This is a genomic window from Vibrio sp. Of7-15 (assembly GCF_022347565.1).
Taxonomy (GTDB): Bacteria; Pseudomonadota; Gammaproteobacteria; order Enterobacterales; family Vibrionaceae; genus NORP241.
The window spans coordinates 20,284-42,551 of the sequence record NZ_JAKRGH010000033.1; the positions used below are offsets into that span (position 1 = coordinate 20,284).

Genomic DNA, 22,268 nt, shown 5'->3' on the forward strand with positions numbered 1-22,268 from the left:
TAAGATAATGATGTTAAGTCACTAAACCAATAACTTTTATGAGATTATTGTGTATTCTCGCCTCCAATCTTAAAAATCCCTAGGATACCTAAATTATTTCTTTAGGTATCCCCACAGAACAAGCCCATCTTAAAACCCTACTGTGCAGCCTCTACCTCCGGCACGTCATTAGATTTCTGGGCACTAGAAAGCTCACGTCTTACGATGTCAGCTCCTGCACTTAAAGCACTCAGTTTAGCGGCTGCTACAGAGCGAGGTAACGGTGCCAAGCCACAGTTGGTGCTCGGGTAGAGTTTGTCGGCATCGACATATTTGAGTGCCTCTCGCAGAGTATTAGCGACTTCTTCAGGTGTTTCTATTTCATGGGTAGCGACATCAATGGCCCCCACCATCACTTTTTTGCCGCGAATGAGTTCAATTAACTCAATTGGAACCCGAGAGTTGTGGCACTCTAATGAGATAATATCAATGTTCGATTTTTGCAGCTTAGGGAACACTTCTTCATATTGTCGCCATTCGGAGCCCAGTGTTTTCTTCCAGTCGGTATTGGCTTTAATGCCATAACCATAACAAATATGAACCGCGGTTTCGCATTTAAGTCCCTCAATGGCTCTTTCTAAACACGCAATCCCCCACTCATTCACCTCATCAAAAAACACATTAAATGCAGGCTCATCAAATTGGATAATATCAACCCCTGCCGCCTCAAGCTCTTTGGCTTCTTGATTAAGAATTTTAGCGAATTCCCAAGCCAGCTTTTCGCGGCTTTTATAATGATCGTCATAAAGGGTATCGATCATAGTCATAGGGCCGGGCAAAGCCCATTTTATTGGTTTGGTCGTTTGCTGACGTAAAAACTTGGCATCATCAACAAAAACGGGCTTTTGGCGAGCAACATCACCCACGACAGTTGGCACACTGGCATCATAACGATCCCGAATCTTTACGGTTTTACGGTTCTCAAAATCTACGCCGCTGAGATGCTCAATAAACGTCGTCACAAAATGTTGGCGTGTTTGTTCACCGTCGCTGACAATATCGACTCCAGCTTGTTGTTGCTCTTGTAATGACACTCGTAGCGCATCTTGTTTGCCATCAATGAGTTCCTCGCCTTGTAATTTCCAAGGAGACCACAAGGTCTCAGGCTGTGCGAGCCAAGAGGGTTTAGGTAAGCTGCCAGCTGTCGAAGTCGGTAATAATGTTTTCATAATAAATGCCGCCGTATATTCTTATTCATTCTTAAGCGTAAGTTGCAGACCATTGCTCAAGCACAGTTTGGTATGGTTTGATGAAGTGCTCTTCCGCAAATTTACCCTGTTTAATCGCCAACTGGCTGCGCTCTTCTCGGTCATAAACAATTTGAGTCAATGAGTGATCTTGATTCTTCAAATTGGGCTGATAACAATTTCCTGCCACCGCATTGGCATTATAAATCTCTGGTCGATAAATCTTTTGGAACGTTTCCATCGTGCTGATGGTGCTAATAAGCTCAAGGTTGGTGTAATCGTTAAGTAGATCGCCAAAGAAATAAAAAGCCAAAGGTGCAACGCTGTTTGGTGGCATAAAGTAACGAACCTGTAGCCCCATTTTTTTGAAATATTGCTCCGTCAGCGAAGACTCATTTGGCTGATATTCAAAGCCCAATACAGGGTGCTGGTTTTCAGTTCGAGTGTAGATTTTGTTATCCGAAACGCTAAGGCATATCACAGGTTTTTTATTGAAATGCTGCTTATAGGTATTCGAATTCACGAAATACTTAAAGAGCTTTCCGTGCAAGTCGCCAAAATTGTCTGGAATGCTGAACTTAGGTTGATCCTTATTATGATCCAGTAGTAATACGCTAAAATCATAATCTCGAACATAAGAGGAGAAGTTGTTCCCCACAATGCCTTCAATGCGTTCATTTGTTTTATGATCGACAATGTACGTCTTCAACACTTCAATGGACGGGAAAGCCTGCTCACCACCTTCAATGTCCATATCAACGGAAATGATCTCAAGTTCAACAGAATAACGATCACCTTTAGGGTTATCCCAATGTGCCAAGGCATTAAAACTATTATCAATCATCTTTAACGCGTTGCGCAGATTATTTTGGCGACTCTCTCCTCTCGCTAAATTTGCGAAGTTCGTGGTAATGCGCGTACTGTTTGATGGGTGATAATTTTCATCAAGGCTAAGGCTCTTAATAGAAAAATTGAAGTCTGTATTCATGGTGATCTCGTATCCTATGTCCTGATATAAACGCTGAATTTATTCCCTTACTCTTTCTGGGTTTTATGGTTTTCGTGATTTCCCAGTCAGTCATTTCCACTGTATTTTTATTTATCTCTATTGACGAAAAATAGCAGTACTGAAGAGCGGTGGTTTATTTATAACGTTAATCGGCATATTAAGAACAATGGTTTTACTTCACATTCAACATGAGAAATATTCATGTTTCATTTTATTTTAAGCCGTTATATTAATTAGCTCGCTCCGTACATCACTTGCATGTATGGCATGTCATACCCCCAATTATATTAAGAGATAAACTGAATGAGTGAATGGCTGTTGTTAATTATCTACTGCGCGTTACTAGGCAGTGGCGTTGGTTTTTTGGCAGGACTGCTAGGCATTGGAGGCGGGCTGATTATTGTTCCAATACTGAGTAGTATTTTACTTCACTTTGAGGTTTTGCCATCAGAACACGTCGTCGTCGCGGCAATTGCAACATCATTGGCATCGATATTATTCACCTCCACCTCTTCAGCAATCGCTCACCATAAAAATGGCAATGTTCCATGGCAGTTAGCACCTTGGATTATGACAGGTGTAGCCTTAGGGGCGCTTATCAGCGGTTTTATGGCTGCTTTATTACCAGAAAAAGTGGTTCGCTTAGTGTTTGCCGTAAGCGTGGTACTGATTGCGTTAAAAATGTTTTTAAGCAGTAAAAATGATTCTCCGACCGAGCGGAAAATGCCAAACAAAGGTCTATTAACCATTCTAACGACGATCACTGGTGGATTGTCCGCCATGATAGGCATCGGCGGCGGTGCCCTATTAGTCCCCTTACTGACTTTTTTCTCACTTGATATGAAAAAAGCCATTGGCTGTGCGTCTGCTTGCGGTATTGTAATTGCGTTATTTGGCTCAATTGGTTACATCAGCTCTGGCAGTGCTCATTTTTCTTTAGCCGATGGGTTTGCTGGGTTCGTTTATTTGCCCGCTTTATTAGGGATCGTGTGCACGTCTTGGTTTACGGCACCGTTGGGCGCTAAATCAACTCAGTCTTTACCCGTTTCAACCATCAAAAAGATCTTTGCGGTGTTACTGCTAGCCATGGCAGTAAAAATGGCGATGAGTTAAAGAAACTAAGAAGTAAGTAACATAAAACCTATATGTGCCTGATCATCATATAGGTTTTTTAGACTTAACCCACATTGTGACTGGCTTGTCTAACCACAGTATTGCGTGAAAAAAGCCTTGAGAGAGTGGCCTTATGAGTATCTCAATCGATAAATGGTGCGCTACTGTTGCTTATGTTAACGTATATTCAATTATTGAATTCGATACGACGCATCCAATTGGATGTTTATTCGTAAAGAGCTAGTCGGCGTATTTCATTAGGTGATGACGAATGAACTTATCAAACACAAATCTTAGCGCGAGAGATATCAGGAAGTTAGTGACACCTAAGTTACATCGCGTAGTTTGGCACCCCGGCCCGAACCCAACTAGTGAATGGGTCACGGCATCATTAGAGACCGCAGATGATGCCAACAACCTAAAATTTTGGCTTCTTTCTAAAAATATTGATCCTGATGAAAAGGCAATATGGGTATCAGAATCATGGTCAATAACTAAGCATATAACGTTTGATAATCTAGTGAAAAATATCGACAACTATTTCGTAGGCTCAGACTTTTATTTAATTTCTTCCAGTAAAAGTTGGCTTTTGAATTTCAATGCCATAGGTATAGCAAGGTTCGGGAGTTTTCCTATTTGAACGTAAATTACCTATTGATACAACTTCCAGCCCTCGACACCCAGTCACATAAAAAACTGCAAAACTGCGACGGTAAGATGAAGCTAAGAGAACATCTCAAGCCGCATAAATATTATGATATGATTTCACATAATGTCTTCATCTTTACAAGCATTATCGATACACAGTATGTCTCAACACATTTTAAAATATCAGCAGAACATGAAATCACTGGGCCTATACATACGTTATAGCCTGATCTGCTTTGCGCTAAGTTGGCTGGTGGTTTTCTCGGTGATATCTCAATTTTTAACCGTACCTAATTGGCTTTTCTTTTGCTTTATTATATCGGCATTTGTCAGCGCTATCGTGTTAATTTTCGCTATCAAAGTTTATGCGGCATGCCCAGCGTGTAACAAACTACCACTAACCAGAGACAAGCGTGTTGCGCTAAAAGTCGCCAACTGTACCCACTGCGGTGAAAAACTCACATAACAGTGCAATTAATCGTATATTTTATTGAATAAATACCAAATAACGAGCAGAATCTCATCGAAATCATTATATAGGACATACCATTGACAGAAAAAGTTATATCAGCGGGCTTCTCTAATACCGATCTCGTGGAATTCAACTACCATATAGATCCTTATGATTATTCGGACTCATCCCTTGAACTTATAGTGCAAGATCGATTAGGCAATCAAACCACCCTCACTTTTAAAGGCGTATCCAATGTCGAGATCCAAGAAGGATTTAATGGCTGCCTTAATGGGATGGAGATTATTGATATAAGTGATAGACAGTGGTCACATGCTTTGATTGAAGTCAGAAGCTTTGAACAAGATCCATGCATTCGCTTTTTGGCAATGCAGGTCGACATAAGCGGTAATACATAACAAACGTTTTGATAAAAGATGCGGTAAAAATAAATTGAAGTGCCTGAAAGAAGAAGTAAATTAGGAATTTCGACCTCAAGACGAAATATTTTATGCCCCTAATTTGAATATCAAGAAAAAGAAAATAAGAAGATTTCTCCGGCCCATATTTTAGTTAAGCACACATCATTTTACTTAAATCCTAACCAGTTGTAACATAAGAAAAACATATGGACTTTATAATACACCACTCAAATAAAGCCTGTCATAACGGATTCGGCCGCACTGCACATTTAAGCGAATCATGACGCACCTCGTACTAGGCGTTGTGCCTCATTTTGGAGGAAACATGGAAGTAAGGAAACTAACCCAAAGCGATTGGGAGCAATACAAAAGCGTAAGACTGCTCAGTTTGCGTCAATCACCTCAATCTTTTGAAAACAGCCATGATGACGAAGCTTCACTGAGCGATAGTCAATGGATGGAACGCATAACGCCTTCTGACAACGCATTTATTGTGGGTGCATTTGAAAATTCAACGCTCATAGGCATCGCGGGCTTTTCCAGAGCACAAAAAACAAAAATTTGCCACAAGTCTTATTTATGGGGCGTGTTTGTAACACCAGAACATCGCACTAGGGGGGTTGGTGCCGAATTGATCGGTTTTCTACTGTTTCATGCGTTTAATATCGACGGCATTTCACAAATACAACTAACGGTTGAAGCAAATAATGTGCATGCCATCTCACTCTACGAAAAATATGGTTTTGTTCAGTACGGTAAAGAAGTTGACGCTATACGGGTAGAAGACAATTCATACGATGAATTACTTATGACGTGCATAAAGCAAAAAACATAACAATCACGATTTTTGTCTTCAATCAACTCAAACGATATAAAGGTAATCCCCTAATGACTCAAAAAGTAGCGATTATCACCGGAGCAGGCCGAGGAATTGGGGCCGCTACCGCAACGCTTTTTTCACGCAAAGGCTATGCTGTCTGCATCAACTATAAATCAGATTCAGAATCCGCTAATCAAGTAGCCCAAGACATCATTGCTAATGGTGGGAAATGCATCACAGTTCAAGCTGACGTATCTATTGAAAATGATGTGTTGCGGATGTTTTCTACTGTCGATAAAGAGTTGGGGCGTCCATCGGTACTTGTGAATAACGCCGGTATTTTAAAAAAGCAATCACGCCTAGAAGACATGACCGCTGACAGAATTAATTCAATACTCATCAACAATGTCACGAGTTACTTTTTATGCTGTCGGGAAGCGGTTAAGCGTATGTCTACCCAGCATGGTGGTGATGGCGGGGTGATTGTTAATGTGTCTTCTGGAGCCTCTCGCTCTGGCTCCCCAAATGAGTACATTGATTATGCTGCGTCGAAAGGAGCCATTGATACCTTAACGAAAGGTTTGTCGTTGGAAGTTGCCGCGGAAGGTATTCGAGTCAACTGCGTCCGTCCGGGCTTAATTCATACTGAGATGCATGCTGATGGTGGAGAGCCTGAACGCGTTGAAAGACTAAAGAGCATTATTCCACTGCAAAGAGGTGGGCAACCGGCTGAAGTGGCCGAAGCCATTTATTGGTTAGCGTCAGAGAAATCGTCATTCTCTACAGGGAATTACTTAGATTTGGCTGGTGGCTTGTGATGATTAAAGGGCTTAAGGAACGCCCAATTTAGTACGAAATGCCGCTAAGATATATTTGGGTATGTTACGCATTTTTTAAGTTAAGGATACAATGAATATTTTTTACGTTGAGAATCATCAAGCATTTATTGCCGCAGTGAAACGAGAGTTTTTGTTAGATCACAATATCCATGTTGTTGGTAATGTGTGTTCAGCTAAAGAAGAGTTTAATGATTCTTATGATTTAGTACTCTGCGACTACGACCTAGACGATGGTAAAGGAACTGAAGTAATTACCCACATCAGAAAGATAAATTCAAAAATCCCTATCATTGCCGTCTCATCCCATGAGAAAGGAAACAAATTGCTAGTTAAGGCTGGTGCTAACTCTATCTGCAGCAAGATGGAATTTCGCTTGCTCCCAAATTGCATTCGTAAACTGACAAACTAACCACCCCTATCAAATGACTCTTGTATTTCGGATACAATGCTGAAAAGTCGAATGTACTTCACTATGCTTATTATGAATTAGATGATTGTTTATTAATGGAGTTTGTATGAATCGCATCAACCCTGCGAAATTAGGAAACAGCAAGTGGACAGCAATAACTCCCTTAAATCGCGAAAAACACTTCTTAGTTACAGAAGTAGAATACGACGAAGACGGCTCTGTATTGTCATGTACTTTAGAAGCAATAATTTCTAAACATGAATACCCTATCGACTGGACTGAGCTCAAAAATCCGACAAAATGGCTTCATGGATGGAAGTAGCGTAACAGCTTCGGCTTAGTGGTAATGTTCCCTACCTCGTTGCTTTAGGGTGAATATTGTAGCCATTATACAAAGAGCTAGTTTCAAGAAGAACGCCTATGCCCGAGCAGCCATGCTAAAGCTAAGTCTAGCGATGTACCGAGTACTAAAGTCCAGTAATAGTAACGTGATATCAAAAGGCAAAAGAAGAAATCTAATCTCATTTAAATGCCGGAAGAACAAAGCAAGTCAGTGTTACCAATATCAGGCAAACATCACTTGCTTTAAAGTCATTAAACTCGACTACCTAAAGCAAGATGCCATTTTAAATTTTATTACCTTGTTATTAAGCTATTTTATTTCTTAATAACGAGTTAATATATTAGCCTAATGTAATTGCATTAAAGCTGTTTAACTATTACGAGAATACCCCAAAGTGCCCACTTTAAAAAACAAAAGTAAGTCCTTAAAAGCATTGTCCCTCCTTGCTTTATCTTGTTCTTTATTATCTGGTTGTCAGATGATGAAACATTATGCACCAGAAGGGCTTAGCGATAGTAGCCCTAAAATAAAAATCAGCTGGGCCTCATACGCTACTGAACACGCCTATTATGTAGTAAAAAACCCATGTGGTGAAAAAGTAGAAGAATTTTTAGTTCATGCTGAGCCAAAAGGAATCTTTGATTCTGGAGAAAACTTTACTGAAGTGCAGGTCAAAGAAGATGAACCTCTCATCATCAAAGCCACATATGCTAAAATCAGATTAAGCCTTTCAGGGGTGGCGACTCGCCATTCTCACTCTTTGCAGCATTTCAAATTTACCCCTCGCGCTAATGAAGAGTATCAATTGTATTCAGCAAATAAAAACTACTCGGTTGTTTCTTTGAATACTAACCGCGAAGTAGAAGATTTCGAACTACTAGGAGGTTCTGCTTGCCCTAAAGGCTAAGTAGAAAGCAAATCACACCTTAAGACCAACACATAACATGCGGTTCTACATGTTGTTCCACCACACATGTCCACAGCAGAAATAATCGTTATGTGTTGGTTAGCATCAATACAAAAGCACCTAATATCTTGTTTGAGCACAATTTGAAGTGACTTGAACTAGAAGACGCCTTTTTAATTTAAGCAGTCCAGAAAAGTGGCACGCTATATCAACAGTATAATTTTCAGTACGTAACCATCGAACAAACTTTGAAAAGTAAACAAGTTAATAGAAGGACATATACCAATTTTATGATGAACTTTTCAAAATTAGTCAAAGCAGCTTGTCTTATATACTTGCTATGTATTGCTGCCATTTATGTTGATTCACGTAATAGCACAGGTTTTGTTGCAGACGTTGGGGTGGTTTATGGCAATAAAGTTGAAGTCACTGGGTTACCTTCTAAACGGTTAGAAGCCAGGCTATTGGCAGCACTTGAACTTTACACAAAGAAACAGGTAGGCAAACTAATTGTAAGTGGAGGAATCGGCATAGAAGGCTACGATGAAGCCCAAATTATGGCCAGCTATCTTATTTCACAAGGTGTTTCCGAAGATGATATCTTGATTGACAACCTAGGTTACAATTCACATTCGACCTCTCTAAATGCTGCTAAGTTACTTAGTAATAAAACATCTGTTGTTGCCATTTCGCAGCAATACCACATATCTCGTGCAAAACTATCCTTAAGAAATGCGGGCTTTCAATATGTCTATGGTTACTCTCCACACTTTGTCGAGCTTAGAGATGTGTATTCGTATTTCAGAGAAGCACCTGCATGGCTGAAGTACTGGGCTTTCGAATTATAAGCTTGCTTTAACCAAATACTCGTAATGAGTGTCATGTGACAAGCTCACAAGGTTATAAAGGACATGTAAAAATGTCAGCTCAAGAGTATTATCGTAATGGTCTCTGTCATAACAAATAACATGACAAACTGATTTGTGCATAAAAGTTCAAGTCAGACGATTACCCAAAAATAAGTTAAGACGGTAAACTCAATGTGCCAACCGATTGTTCACATCGAACCCAGACCTCACTATTTTACATATAAAACAAATATTTAAATCCAAATACATATATCATAGCAAGTACATACTATGTTATGGTTTAAGCCGATTCCTCAAAGTATTGAATATAACTAAGGTATTCATTTTCATATAAAACTGTCTCACTGGAGAAAATCAAATGGCAGAAGTCATTAATAAAAATCTGTTTCTGGTGAAGGAACATCTTGGCTTGCTGAAGGCTGCTAACAACTTTGATATACATGACCCATCCACTGGTGAAGTCATCATGGAATGTAGAGAGCCGACTCTAGGATTCTTCACCAAGTTACTACGATTTACTGACTACAAACGAATGACACCATTCGATATTCAAATACGAACTCCAGATGGACAAAGGATTGTTCGTATTCAACGCGGGGTTTCACTTTTCCTCTCTAAAGTCACCGTCAGTGATCACAACAATGAGCTTATCGGAAGCTTTGAGCAAAAATTATTCTCCATTGGCGGTAAGTTTGATGTAGTTAATAAAAATGAACAAGTGATATGCCAATTAGAAGGAAAGTGGACAGGTTGGGACTTTCATTTTAAGCACAATGGAGCGGAACTCGCCCATGTATCAAAAAAATGGGCTGGTTTAGGAAAAGAGCTGTTTACTAGTGCTGACAATTATATGTTAGAAATTGCAGAAGATGTGCCTGAAAATGATGATGCCCGAAAGCTAATCCTAGCTGCCGTCATGTGTATCGACATGGTATTGAAGGAATAAGCTTCGCCATCTTAGAGCATACCCCTCACAACTATATTCATGATAAATAGCTTTTTCATGCACTTGGCACTTTTATTTCAAATATTATAACCAAGTGCTTTGTGATGCTTTCACTCAAAGTACACTACATCAACCCCTTCCTTAGGGTTAACAACTATAAGCCTGCCCCCTTAATAAAAATCATGTGAAGTCATTCCAAATACGCACTATCCATCTATTTTTGATCATTTAGAATCACATATTGAGACTGATTAAGAGTGCTAATTTACCTCCCAAAAATCATTCATTGCACCATAAGATACTACGCCATATTCTGAAGACGGTACTGACTAACGTAGGAAAGAATAATGATTCCAACAGGAATGGACTCTGTCAAGGAAAGGGAAAAACTAGTAATTGCCAAAGAGGAATCCATTGAAGCTTATAAAGCTTACACTTGGGGAGATTATTACCCAAACCAATGGAAGTTCAGTATTAAAGGAAGCAAAGCACCAATTAGCTTTAATTTTTCTGCTTTTTTGTTCACGTATAGATGGTGCTTTTTTAGAAAGTTAAACAAACTTGGATTGATGCTTTTCACCTTTGAACTCTTACTACTTTCTAGTGGTTTTATATTAGTCGAGCATTTTGAATTCCAACCTCTTGTAGCAATCTATGCGGTAACTAGTGGAATGTTAGCCATGATGACTTTCGCTGGTTTTTATGCAAATTGGGCTTACTTCAAACATACACAAAATGCGATAAAGAGCTACATTAACTCAAGGCTACCCGACGTTTACTTTGGTGAAGCACTACGTAGTGATGGAGGAACTAGCATGGGGAATCTTTTGATTTTTGCAGCCTTGAACATATTATTCATTTCTCTCCCTAAGATTGCGCAGGTATAGTCCACCGTAAGGCAACTGACTACTCTCTTCAATAAAGCCCGAGTCCGAACAAAAGATTCATTGATGATTAGCTCTATTTGAAAGGAAAATATGCCCCTATATAACGTAGAATCTAAGTCTGGTCATGATTTATATCAGCTCATCGATGGCAGATATCAAATCATCCGGAAAGGAAGGTTTTCAGATATTTTGCTTGGGCATGAGTATATTCTTGTAAAAGAGTATATCGCTGATTTTCTGCTTTGTAATGAAGTAAAAGGCATTAGATTTGAACCTGCCATTATCTATGATAAAACATCGGCACAAGAATGGCATGACTACTGTGTCATGCTCTTTGATTGTACATTCAATGCTTCAATGATCTCGATGTTGGATCATGCGGGTTTAAAAGCTTACTGCATGGACAGTAGATACTTATTTGTGACCCCAGATTTAAAAATTCTTTTAGATACCACCAACTTCAAGCTACAGTTCTCCCGAGGGTTAAGTCGTTTTGGATGAAGGTTGTCGATGTTAAAACCTTATTTAGTACTCATAGCTTCTAGAGTAAAACTACCCTTGAGACGAGCCGAATTGAATGTGTGAAGTGCTCTTAAACACCGATTACGGCTCACATGGGATCAAGAAATCGACATGGTAATGTTCATCATGCCTTACCCATGAGCGTTTCTTGGAAAACTGAACATTTTTCTTAAGGTATTCGCCGTATTCTGTGGTAAATAAGTGAGGCTGTAATTTAGGATCAAAAATAACTCGCCAAAGATCATACCCCATTGCTTTTGACTGCTTATGAAGTTGCACAATATGAGCCGCCATCGCGACGTAGTCAATCCGTAGATCGTCATATTGCCCCTTTTCATCAAACTCAATGTTATAACCAAATTTATTAAATGGATGAGTAGGTAGATGAACAGATTGACCCGATTCATTTATCACTGGGGTCATAAAATCTACTGAAAGACCATTTCGATGTGTCTTATGTGGCCTGAACCTCTCGCCTTCTTCAAACCCTGTTTCGGCGTATTTATACACTTTATCTGGTTGTTCTGTTTCCAAAACCTGATAAGCATTCATCATGATTTCTTTTACCGTCGAGTGGACATACGTTCTCCCTGCAAACCGTGCAAGATAGCTATAATGGGTAAAATTTTCTCCATCAACTGGCAGCTGAACACCCTGCTCCAAACGGCCATTCGATGTGGTTCCGTAACACGTACTCTGTGCAGCATTTAAACTAAATGGCACAAACGACAATACTAGTAGCATTGCTTTCATAGATAACCTCACATTTCTTCATTCAACACTCAGACTCAACATAGTAAGTCCTGATCCCTCGTCGCAATTCAAGGCATTAATACGCATTACCAGCAATCGCAGGCTGATTCACAACTGTCTCCACTTGAGTTTATTGTTTTCGGTAAACAAGATATCGTTTCACAAGCGAGATCGCTGACGCAATCAGCCTCCTTATCATCCTTTTTTCGGCGTTTCTTTCGCGGCTCGACTTGCTCTTGGATGCACTGAAACGCATGACTACAGCGAGAAAATTGGCATTTAATTCTGCCGTAACCTTTTATCACCCCACGCCTCTCTATGATTTTAGACACCGCCGCTGAGCAAGAATCGCTGCCATAATAGACCGCATGAGCACACCGAAAACCTTTATAAGGAGACACATAACGTTGGTAGGCTCTGATTAAAAAAAGGGCGAGTTTTGTCATGATTCTCCTCTTCTATAACATGCCGAAAAGTCATAAAAAGCCAATAAACATCAAGAAAATACCCTATATTACGAGGTAAATACAAACTTAAAATGCCGATTCCTTTAAATCAAGAAGAGAAGGTAAGACTTTTATACTTAAAGTGAATCAATTAAACACGACACATATTTTATCAACGAGCTTTCAAAATCTGCTATGTCCTCTTTTTTGCCATGTTGAGAATTTAAAACAATAGAAGCATAGGTAACGGCGTGATGAGCGTAACAAACGGGTTGTGCCATATCCCAGGCTTGTAACAACTCCTGTTCAGATAGGCAGTGTTGCCAATTAGACAAATATCGCTTAATCAACTGCTGTTTAAGGCTTGTTTCTGAAAACTGGTAAATGAAGTTCCCTTCCATGAAGGGGTGACTAATGCATGCATCACTCCAATCAAAAAAGAGATATGAATTCGCGTTTTTTGCCATGTTACCTTCATGCAGATCACCATGAACCAAGCAATCTGGTAAAGCAAACTCGGTAAGTTGCTCAATGGCTACTTCTAACTTTTCTGATAAACGCCTCTCCCACCGTTTACCGTTAGAGCTTAAAAGTGAGGCAATTGTCGGTTGTTCCAAATACCAATGCAGCTGCTCTAGTAATGTCGAAATGGCTCTCGATTGGCAGCCCGATTGACCTAATTTGTCTACATGATCTACAGATACACGTTGAAGGGCGCCCCAACGTTGATACGCATCACTCCAGACGGTTAAGTCGACACTCTCATCTAACGGCTCCCCGAAGTCACAAGTTAATAACCAGCATCGTTCTTTTTCGTACGCTAGCACCGTTGGCACATTTTCCTTAAAAAGATCACTTAAACAATCACACACTTGTGCTTCATTAGAGAACAAGGGCAATAATGCGGTCGCTTTAAAGTACACATCGCCTTTATCTGTTGCGATACGCCATACATCACCCAAAAACCAGTCTTCTACCACCGCGGGCTTACCCACCTGACTGTAACCTAATTGTTGTAGTGTTTCCTCAATCCAATGCTCAGCGTCACTTTTCCAGTCAACCTGAGGCACAGAACACAATAACGTACTCATTTGCGATTATCCTTTCATGCTTGCGCTATCCATTGCAAAAGGGAGCTTATGATGCGCTCAATTTATTTTTACTTTGTGGTGAAACCTAGCTGCGCGATGAGATCAAACCACGAAGGACGCAGCTTTAAGAAGTTAAAAAGATGGGGGATTTATCCACGATATTCATGAATAAAGAAGAAAGCCTGCGAGCTTTTCATCACAGGCTTGTATCACATAACCGAAAAATTACATTACGCACTCTTGTGCTGCTTTCGCTTTCTCTATGCCATTTTCAATTAAAGATAGGGCTTGCTCACTATTGATTGTTGCCATTACTTTCTCAAGCAATTTCTCCGCCGACGCTTCCGACGAGGCATCCACTAAACAGCTGTAAGCATTGGCAATATGATCTTTCACTTCTGTTAATGCAGCAGGATCGCTAAAGTCCGCGTTTAACGCTTCTTCCACCGACGTAGCCAGCTGCTTTGCCGACTCAGCGGCTTCACCAAATTGCTCTAAATTTAACTGACCTAAGTCGAGCGAGCCCATCTTTTCTTGTACACTGTCAACGGCTTTATTGGCCGCTTCTTGTGCTTGATCAATGGCTTTGGTTGCATCATCACAACCAGATAAAGCAGTAACAAGCATTATTGCTGTGATATACCTTTTCATTTCAAACCCTTTAAAAATAAACAATTACAGTCACACACATCGCTGTTAGGGAGGAATTTCAAGCTATCATCACGCCGTTTTTTACTAATATCTCTTATCATAATGACAATAACTGAATACTCATATTTCCCTAGGCAACTTGAAAACAATATACGCAAACTCCCCTTGAAATACCACGTATTGGAAGCTCCGTGTAATACCTTGATACTAATTTTTTACCTATCATGACGAAATTCAATCACAAGAGCATCGTCCTTTAAATCAATCATCATGTAGGACTATAAACTCTATTGGAGTGGATAATAGAAGAGATGACACATGAACATAAGACAAAAAGGCTTACTGGAACCAGCAAGCCTTTGATCAATTATTTACTGCTTATTCTCTACTGCGGAAGCAGATCTTGATGGTTTAACTCCACTCTTACTGGCGTTTTCACCTTCGTATTAAGTCGTTTTTCTAACGCTAAGATGTCAGTTCCTTGCTCTGCGTTCAGCAATGCGATGCCATCCACATAACCGACGAGTTCTAAGTTGAACTGCTCAGCAATGTTTTTCGCTTCTTGCTCAGAAACTTCCACCTCAATGGCACCTGTAATCATTAAAGAACGGCTATCATTACTTTTTGCCACTTCATCCCCAACACGTACCGAAACCACAGGAGCTTTACTCTGACCATCGATTGCTGATGAAGCAGCAACAAGCGGTTGGCTATTCAGTAACTGATATGTTTGCCCATTGATAACAACATCTTGAGCACTCGCAGAAAAAGAGGCCAGTGATCCAATAACGAGTAACAACAGCGCATTATTTAGCTTTTTCATGAAATTCTACCTTCTGATTATTCTTGATGGCCAAAGATACGAAGCGACCAATTTTCAAGTTGCCCATTTTCAGCATTATTCGCCATTACAACATTACGACTCCCATTGTTCGTACGATGAGTAAATGAGCGAGACTCTCCGCTGGTATCCGTAACGTGTAATGTCCATTCACCGTTGGCATCTTCCCCGTAGAACTTATGCGTTAGCATCGCATGATCACGGAAGCCTGATACCCCACTGTCGATAGCGTGTCCCACCATGCTGTTGTACGGAGACATCAGAATACTTCTGGTGCCAGACGGGGATTCCAATTCAATCAACAAGTCCGACATACGCTGATGGTCAATGTTAAGCCTTACCTGAACCGACTCAACCGTTGCATTGCTCTGCTGATTAATGGTGTTGCTCGTTGCTGCACGACCAGCGTCTGCAATCACTAGAGGTTGATCAAGCTGGCTAGACACCCATGGCCCGACTTCTAATGCAGACAAAGGAACATGAGTTTCCGCCGCTTTCAGTGCCGCGCTGACATCAATCAGACCAAATCCATAATACGGACTAAACCAATTACCCACTGCGTTTTGTTGCCAGCCTTCTAAACCAGTCACCGTTCTTTGGCGTCCTTGATTCGAGCGATAAGTCACTGATATATCGCCGTAGGCTTCATCCACTTGAGTCGCTGTCATGGCGAATAAATGACGTATGTCACGCTGCGTTAAGTTAGGGAAGGCAGACATCATTAATGCAAACGCTCCCGATGTGTTTGGAGCCGCTGAAGACGTACCATTCATCGTGCTGTTGTAGTCACAGGTCGGATCCAAATCCGTACGGCCATGCAACAGATGCCCTCGGTAAGGTGCGCCTCTGAATCGACTGTTGTACCCCATATCACAGCCTGTTAGGTCTGTTGTAATATGAGCTGGAGAATTACCGCCATATTCTCCTCCCAAAGCCGTTAAAAATACGTTACTTCCAACGGTAGAATACGATGCGCGCTCTCCATTAGCGTTAAGCGCACTGACCACTAAGTTCCAGTAATTCGCATTGTCCCCACTTTGGTTACTGTTTTGCCAAGGCAAGTCTTGATCAATCGATGAGATCCCTGTTCGCCCACCCAAACCAACAAAATTGTAACCATTACCAGCAGACTTGATAAATGCTGCACCCAAACCATTATGGGAAGTTACAGACATCTGGCGGTACACTCTTTCATTAAAATCATTTCGATAACTTTCAGAGTTTAGTCCTGCCCCGCCGTAACTTTGGTTAAAGACACGAACATCATCTGAAAACCCTCGTCGACCGTGACTCACATACCACTGAACGTTGCCCTGAGAATTCAGGTAATTGAATCCGCGCAGTTTCGCTGAAGGAGCAACCCCCTGACCACCAATGCCATTGTCTCTGACTGCGGCAATGATCCCTGCAACCGACGTACCATGAGCATCATCCCAATCAGTTGGAGTTGGATCTCGATCGTTATTTACAAAGTCATAGGAAGCATTTGGAGTTACATTTGCCGCCAAATCAGGATGACCGATTTCAAGGCCATCATCGACCACAGCCACATTAACCCCATCGCCATAAATACCACGGCGGTGTGCCCACCATAAGTTAAGATCATTACCAGCGATGCCTCCAATTAATGCAAAGCCATCTTGACTGGTGTTTAATAAGTGCCACTGCTGATCTTTAAGTGGGTCATTCCCTGTTAAACAGCGGTGCACACTATTTCGTGTTAAATCTATTTGCTCAGTACCGTCTAGAGCAAAACAACCTTGCTCCGAAACATTATTAAGAGCGTCTGTTGATACACTTGCTTGGACTAAAAAAGAAGAAGTACCAAGTATCATGCCTATTGATAAAGCCACTGATGTTGACTTAAACATAAAGATATCCTTTTTATTATTTACTCCGACATGCATGGGCCTATGGAGATAAACCATATAAAACACCCATCATTCGATTTTTATATTTAATGTAACGCTTATTTTAACTATTAAGTGTGACCTCCTTATTAATTTTCTATCTGATAAATCGGTATCCAAATCGATAGAAATATTTTTTGGATAAACTATTTTTATTATTTTATCTACACGTCAAATTATTTTTAACTTATTAAACAATTTAAAAAAAAGTAATTAACAATCATCTCTGATTACATAGCCGCTTTAAGTAAAGATTTAGCAACGTTTTTTGAAGTACCACTTTCATTTTTATCGAAATAAGTCATTTCAATATTGGTTGGATTCTTTACTCCACGGATGACTAAATAATCTTTACTGGTCCCATACCCCACTAACTGTTGAGCGACCTCTTGATTATGCTCAGGGCTCCCTAAAATAATAATAGAGTCGATATCACTAAGTTGATCTTTCGATAAAACAACATGGTCATTTTTCAATTTATTAGAATCAATAACAGCAACATTAAAATTACGGTTAGCATAAAGCTCTGGTAGTGCAGTTTTAGTATCCAAAATACCTTGCATGTTTTCTAGAGTCGAAACAACCTCATGTGTCGAGCCAGTTATATTTTCTACAAGCACATGTACAGTGTCAGCCATTACACTTGCAGAAGTCAAAAGTGTAGAAATAACGAATACAGAAATCTTTGTCATGTTCTTTGCCTATTAATATTAAAGTAATGATTCGAAAACTCTAAAGTATTTTCCATCAGAGCCTTTTACGCACTGTGTGTTTACAGAAACACTGAATGGAAATTTCTTCAAACTGGCTGACTTATCGCTATGGTCAAATATTGCTGAGTTTCCTGAATATTCAATATCATACTGCCCACGTTCAAGTTCTACTGTATTATCAAAAGTCATTGAACGAACAACACCAGGTGTGCAGTTCTCGGAATTCAATCGCTCCTTCCAACCAGCAAAAGTACTAAAATCAAGCTCCTTCCAAGCAGCCTGTCCCAACCTAGTATTGGTACCCGAACTGTCACCTACATAACTGGATTGATTGCCACGAATAGCATGGAAGCCACTCAACAATGAAATAGGGATTGGATTAAGATCAATGGTCGTATGTATACCAAGATCATCCCGCGCTTGGTCAGTATGAGAATTAACCACCGACTCATCACTGCTTATACTAGTATCTACAGAGTATGAAAAATCGATGCTTGCACCTAAGCTCGGAGAACCCTTTTCATACTCACCATTAGCCCCAATAGAAAAACCTAAAGATGTTCCTGTACTTACCGCATAACCTTTGTTCGATACGGACGTTTTAGGGAACCATTCTTGCAACTGCCAGTAACGAGAATTCACTTTTTTACCCGGCTCTTCAGGAACTGAAGTCACGGTCGTTTTTACATTAGTATTGTTAAAAACACCGGATAATGAACCTACAAGCCACGAATTATATGAAGCAAACATTTGGTTGCCTGTAGCACTATGGAGTTTTGTTCCTGTCAAATAGTGATCCAGCTCTTGCCTGCGCAACACGGCATCACCATCTGCATAAAACAGATACTGCGTCAAATTAGGCTGAGACAAAATAATCAGCTCTATTTCTCGTGTCACATCCACATACTCGGTTAACTGTGTGTCTTTGATGTTCTCGCTATCGTAATTAATGTATGAGAACTTTATATTTCCATCTTCAAGTTGACCTTTGCTCAAACTTAAAAAGCGGCACAGATTGGTAGACATTTCTCCATTATTATGACCAATACTCCGGTTAATCAAATTAACCTTCGCATTAAAATTTTCACAAATTTGTTGCCTATCTAAAGGGGCAAAGTTTTTTGCATTTTCCGAGATTGGAAATGTTACGTTACTCGGAAAACTAATATTGGGCGGAAAAACAAATGTCGTTGCCAATGCACCACTCGACAACAACAGTGATGAAGCTAACAAATTAAGCTTGATCAAATCTTTATATATTCCTTTATTATATAACTTATTACTTTCTTTCCTATTCATACACTTCGCCTTCGTTATTAAAATAGAGTTAAGATTATTTTTATAATTTTATGCTTACTATCACATTGCATGCCCAATAAAGCTAATACATGATTAACACTTAGCTAACCTTTATATTAATTAAATATAACTTATAAGCTTTTAAAGCATTTCTATTACAAGATAAGACTATGTAGAAACAACATCACCTATCCTCAAGTGCAAAAAGATAAGTTGAAAACCCTCAATCAACTTGGCCAACATTATTAAATAAATCGAATGGAACGAAATAGACTAAATTTCACGTAACTCTATTGCAAAAAATGCACTAATGCCTTTAAACCAAGTCTTCTCCTATTATTTTAAATAAATTAATATTGATCTTAATTCCAAATTTCATTGCTCGACATTCTATCAACCACAAAATCAATAAACCGACGATGTAATAGCGTCATTTGTTTCCTGCTCGAATAGACAAAATGTACATCAAGCTTTTTAGGCTCCCAATCTGGCAATAAATGAATCAATTGTCCGGATTGAATTAAAGGTGACACACTGGCTAAAGGCTGCTGGCTAATACCTACTCCCTCTAACGTAGCTTTCAGTAAAATATTAGAAATGTTTGAGGTAAGCTGCCCAGACACTGCCACACTTTGAATCAGCCCTTCACGATAGAAATGCCATTCACGCTTACCAAAATAGCTATAAGAAAGGCAATTATGGCCATGCAAAGAGTTAGGGTGCGTCGGCGTATTATGTGCCAATAAATACTGTGGGCTAGCAACAATAACAGAGCGACACACGCCAATTTTTTTCGCCACAATGTTGGGATCTAAATCATTGCTAATACGTACAGCCAAATCTATGCCTTCTTCAATTAAGTGAATGTTACGATCAGCAACGATCAACTCAATCTGAACTTGCGGCCATAACGCACAAAACTCATTTACCGCGTCTAATAAAAAAACATCAACCATCGAATACGCACTACTAATCCGCAATCGACCAGATAACGTGTCATTTTGCCGATCAATAATAGTATTGATATCACCTGTTAAAGAATCAATTTGGTAAGCACGCAGTAATGTTTGTTCACCCGCCTCTGTTAAACTTTGGTTCCGAGTAGTTCTATGCAGCAACCGTGTTCCCACCCAATCTTCCAGTTCACCGAGATAACGAGAAACTTTGGTTCTTTCAATATCTAATGCCTTAGCGGCACCCGATAAACTCCCTTGCTCAACAATAGTGATAAAAACTTGTAATGCGCTTAGCCTGTCCATAACATGATTTTCTCTTGCTCAAAATAAGAATAATTACTCTAATTTAATGCCGCCTTTCATTCACGAAACCCATTAATTGAATAAGAATCACAATTATTTCCATCATTTAATTACTTACCCAACTAAAAAGCTAAGACAAACTCGGTTTACTCGGTCTACACTCCCCCACTATGCGGCAAGCAATACAGCTGACTGTGTAAGTTTCTCTCACTCATTTTATGACTGGCTGTGATGTACACAACCAGAATAGGCTCGCCCTAAAAATCCTTAAAACGATAGTCTCGTTGAATGATTTTCTCCTTCTTTAAAAGATACATTTAAAATGCTTGTTATAACCAACATAAAGATGTATTTTAAATGCAACTTAATAATCAATCGAGAGCCGACATGAACGAATTTATCCCTACCCACAAAGAAACCTCTTGTTTATCGGAACGAATTGCCTACCGAATAACACAAATGCTCAAATTCACACTTAATATTTTTTATGGTAAAAAATACGCCAAACGCGCTGTCATTTTAGAAACCATTGCCGCAGTCCCAGGTATGGTGGCGGGTATGTTCAACCACCTAAAAGCATTAAGGCGAATGAGAGACGACGAAGGTTGGATCCGAGAATTATTGGATGAAGCTGAAAATGAACGTATGCACTTAATGATTTTTCTGGATATAGCAAAGCCAAGTTGGGTAGAACGTTTACTGGTGCTATTAGGACAAGGCGCATTTATTCTGGTTTACAGCCTTATTTATCTTCTCTCTTCAAAAATAGCCCACCGCGTTGTCGGGTACTTCGAGGAAGAAGCATGTAAAAGTTACACGGAATACTTAGAAAAAATAGATAGCGGTGAAGTGGAAAATGTGTCAGCCCCTCGTATTGCTATTGACTACTACAAACTGCCTAATGAGGCATTACTTCGAGATGTCATTTTAAGAATCCGTGAAGATGAAGCTCATCACAGAGACAGAAATCATGATTTTGCAGACGCTTATCAGAAAAAAGATCTCCCAGCCCATCAATTATAGCGCGCCCTAAATCAAAACATATTGTGTGAGGATAGTACTATGTCAGCCATTCCTGCCAACTTTATTAACTACAAATCAACCCCCAAATTTAATAAAGACAACGTACCCAAAATGTTTCTACATCGTCACAATACTAGGGAAGGTGTGTACGGTAAAATATGTGTTCTACAAGGGACCTTAAAATTTTATGGTTTTCACTCAATGAAAGGAAATACCGAACAAGAGGTGATCATAAAAGAAAATGAGCATGTGATCAGCCCACCTCAATATTGGCATAAAGTGGAGTTTTTAACTGATGATTGCCAATTTCAAGTTAAGTTCTTTGCCGATGAAGCAGGAAGCATTGCGAAAAAACACTTAAACGAACGTGACAATTCATCAACTAAATAGCCTTTAAATTTCAACCTTCCTTGCCTTTTCGAGCTGTTTTCAAATATGGGAGCAGCTCATTTTTTTGTTTTGTAAGCCACATATCTATTTAATTCACACTAATTTTTTGCTTATAACAATGATTAAAATAAACGAAGGACACAAACTAAACCAAGCTCATTAATTGACCACTTTTAGAAAATAAACATAAATTCCTGCATAACTACTCCCACTTTTAAATCACACCGCACTCATATGCAACAAAAGCACAACAACCACAAAATAAGAATTAAAAATATTTTAACCTTTTTAAAATCAAACCTTTAAGTTAATTTCCTTTAAAAAACAACAGAATAACCACACAATAAATGTGACGAATAACGCATAAAAAAACAAATAATTATGTTTTTTTGCATTATTTCTTGACGAAATGAAAGGCAAAATATTTACTCTCGCCCATAAGCAATTAACCACACACCAAGTAGTGGCAATTAATATCATT

25 protein-coding genes are annotated in these 22,268 nt (G+C 39.6%); 15 read left to right on the forward strand and 10 right to left on the reverse strand.

The genetic code is table 11. The annotated features are described in order from the left end of the window. Nucleotides 1-137: 137 nt before the first annotated feature. Nucleotides 138-1,208: a methionine synthase gene (locus MHO82_RS22795; protein WP_239188277.1), complete on the reverse strand. Its 1,071-nt coding sequence runs from the start codon at nt 1,206-1,208 to the stop codon at nt 138-140. Between the two features lie 31 nt (nt 1,209-1,239). Further along, on the reverse strand, nt 1,240-2,214 hold the full coding sequence (locus tag MHO82_RS22800; protein WP_239188279.1) for a DUF1852 domain-containing protein: 975 nt from the start codon (nt 2,212-2,214) through the stop codon (nt 1,240-1,242). Between the two features lie 324 nt (nt 2,215-2,538). Between MHO82_RS22800 and MHO82_RS22805 the strand changes: the two genes are divergently transcribed. From MHO82_RS22805 to MHO82_RS22865, 13 genes are all read left to right on the forward strand, one after another. Further along, on the forward strand, nt 2,539-3,348 hold the full coding sequence (locus tag MHO82_RS22805) for a sulfite exporter TauE/SafE family protein (protein ID WP_239188281.1): 810 nt from the start codon (nt 2,539-2,541) through the stop codon (nt 3,346-3,348). 271 nt (nt 3,349-3,619) lie between these two features. Continuing rightward, nucleotides 3,620-3,988 carry a hypothetical protein gene (locus MHO82_RS22810; RefSeq protein WP_239188283.1) on the forward strand — a complete coding sequence of 123 codons (369 nt, stop codon included), beginning with the start codon at nt 3,620-3,622 and terminating at the stop codon, nt 3,986-3,988. Between the two features lie 132 nt (nt 3,989-4,120). Then, nucleotides 4,121-4,462: a hypothetical protein gene (locus MHO82_RS22815; protein ID WP_239188285.1), complete on the forward strand. Its 342-nt coding sequence runs from the start codon at nt 4,121-4,123 to the stop codon at nt 4,460-4,462. Between the two features lie 83 nt (nt 4,463-4,545). Next, complete coding sequence (locus tag MHO82_RS22820; RefSeq protein WP_239188287.1) at nt 4,546-4,866, forward strand: hypothetical protein; 321 nt, start codon at nt 4,546-4,548, stop codon at nt 4,864-4,866. Between the two features lie 328 nt (nt 4,867-5,194). Beyond that, nucleotides 5,195-5,704: a GNAT family N-acetyltransferase gene (locus MHO82_RS22825; RefSeq protein ID WP_239188289.1), complete on the forward strand. Its 510-nt coding sequence runs from the start codon at nt 5,195-5,197 to the stop codon at nt 5,702-5,704. 53 nt (nt 5,705-5,757) lie between these two features. After that, on the forward strand, nt 5,758-6,507 hold the full coding sequence (locus MHO82_RS22830; RefSeq protein WP_239188291.1) for an SDR family oxidoreductase: 750 nt from the start codon (nt 5,758-5,760) through the stop codon (nt 6,505-6,507). Between the two features lie 91 nt (nt 6,508-6,598). Beyond that, a complete protein-coding gene (locus tag MHO82_RS22835; RefSeq protein ID WP_239188293.1) occupies nt 6,599-6,937 on the forward strand; it encodes a response regulator in 339 nt (112 codons plus the stop codon). Between the two features lie 106 nt (nt 6,938-7,043). Next, entirely contained in the window at nt 7,044-7,259 is a 216-nt protein-coding gene (locus MHO82_RS22840) for a TIGR02450 family Trp-rich protein (RefSeq protein WP_239188295.1), read from the forward strand. A 415-nt stretch (nt 7,260-7,674) separates the two neighbouring features. Next, entirely contained in the window at nt 7,675-8,187 is a 513-nt protein-coding gene (locus MHO82_RS22845) for a hypothetical protein (protein WP_239188297.1), read from the forward strand. 290 nt (nt 8,188-8,477) lie between these two features. Further along, on the forward strand, nt 8,478-9,035 hold the full coding sequence (locus MHO82_RS22850) for a YdcF family protein (RefSeq protein WP_239188300.1): 558 nt from the start codon (nt 8,478-8,480) through the stop codon (nt 9,033-9,035). 379 nt (nt 9,036-9,414) lie between these two features. Continuing rightward, nucleotides 9,415-10,002, forward strand: coding sequence for a phospholipid scramblase-related protein (locus MHO82_RS22855; protein ID WP_239188303.1), 588 nt, complete (start codon nt 9,415-9,417; stop codon nt 10,000-10,002). A gap of 347 nt (nt 10,003-10,349) precedes the next feature. After that, nucleotides 10,350-10,889: a DUF2628 domain-containing protein gene (locus MHO82_RS22860; protein WP_239188306.1), complete on the forward strand. Its 540-nt coding sequence runs from the start codon at nt 10,350-10,352 to the stop codon at nt 10,887-10,889. Between the two features lie 90 nt (nt 10,890-10,979). Continuing rightward, entirely contained in the window at nt 10,980-11,390 is a 411-nt protein-coding gene (locus tag MHO82_RS22865) for a hypothetical protein (protein WP_239188309.1), read from the forward strand. A gap of 102 nt (nt 11,391-11,492) precedes the next feature. Here MHO82_RS22865 and MHO82_RS22870 read toward each other — a convergent pair whose 3' ends face one another. The 8 genes from MHO82_RS22870 to MHO82_RS22905 form a co-directional block, all read right to left on the reverse strand. Next, on the reverse strand, nt 11,493-12,164 hold the full coding sequence (locus MHO82_RS22870; protein ID WP_239188312.1) for a penicillin-insensitive murein endopeptidase: 672 nt from the start codon (nt 12,162-12,164) through the stop codon (nt 11,493-11,495). Between the two features lie 583 nt (nt 12,165-12,747). Then, nucleotides 12,748-13,701, reverse strand: coding sequence for an aminoglycoside phosphotransferase family protein (locus MHO82_RS22875; RefSeq protein WP_239188315.1), 954 nt, complete (start codon nt 13,699-13,701; stop codon nt 12,748-12,750). Nucleotides 13,702-13,926: 225 nt separating this feature from the next. Next, a complete protein-coding gene (locus tag MHO82_RS22880) occupies nt 13,927-14,352 on the reverse strand; it encodes a hypothetical protein (RefSeq protein ID WP_239188318.1) in 426 nt (141 codons plus the stop codon). Between the two features lie 385 nt (nt 14,353-14,737). Further along, on the reverse strand, nt 14,738-15,175 hold the full coding sequence (locus MHO82_RS22885) for a hypothetical protein (RefSeq protein WP_239188321.1): 438 nt from the start codon (nt 15,173-15,175) through the stop codon (nt 14,738-14,740). A gap of 17 nt (nt 15,176-15,192) precedes the next feature. Continuing rightward, entirely contained in the window at nt 15,193-17,064 is a 1,872-nt protein-coding gene (locus MHO82_RS22890; protein WP_239188324.1) for a S8 family serine peptidase, read from the reverse strand. 269 nt (nt 17,065-17,333) lie between these two features. After that, nucleotides 17,334-17,795 carry a hypothetical protein gene (locus tag MHO82_RS22895; protein WP_239188327.1) on the reverse strand — a complete coding sequence of 154 codons (462 nt, stop codon included), beginning with the start codon at nt 17,793-17,795 and terminating at the stop codon, nt 17,334-17,336. An 18-nt stretch (nt 17,796-17,813) separates the two neighbouring features. Next, nucleotides 17,814-19,115 (reverse strand): hypothetical protein, encoded by a 1,302-nt coding sequence (locus MHO82_RS22900; protein WP_239188329.1) that lies wholly within the window; start codon nt 19,113-19,115, stop codon nt 17,814-17,816. Between the two features lie 362 nt (nt 19,116-19,477). Then, nucleotides 19,478-20,374, reverse strand: coding sequence for a LysR family transcriptional regulator (locus MHO82_RS22905; RefSeq protein ID WP_239188331.1), 897 nt, complete (start codon nt 20,372-20,374; stop codon nt 19,478-19,480). Between the two features lie 387 nt (nt 20,375-20,761). Between MHO82_RS22905 and MHO82_RS22910 the strand changes: the two genes are divergently transcribed. Together MHO82_RS22910 and MHO82_RS22915 are read left to right on the forward strand one after the other, a co-directional pair. Continuing rightward, nucleotides 20,762-21,397, forward strand: coding sequence for an alternative oxidase (locus MHO82_RS22910; protein WP_239188408.1), 636 nt, complete (start codon nt 20,762-20,764; stop codon nt 21,395-21,397). A gap of 39 nt (nt 21,398-21,436) precedes the next feature. Continuing rightward, nucleotides 21,437-21,787: a DUF1971 domain-containing protein gene (locus tag MHO82_RS22915; RefSeq protein ID WP_239188333.1), complete on the forward strand. Its 351-nt coding sequence runs from the start codon at nt 21,437-21,439 to the stop codon at nt 21,785-21,787. Nucleotides 21,788-22,268 lie beyond the last annotated feature (481 nt).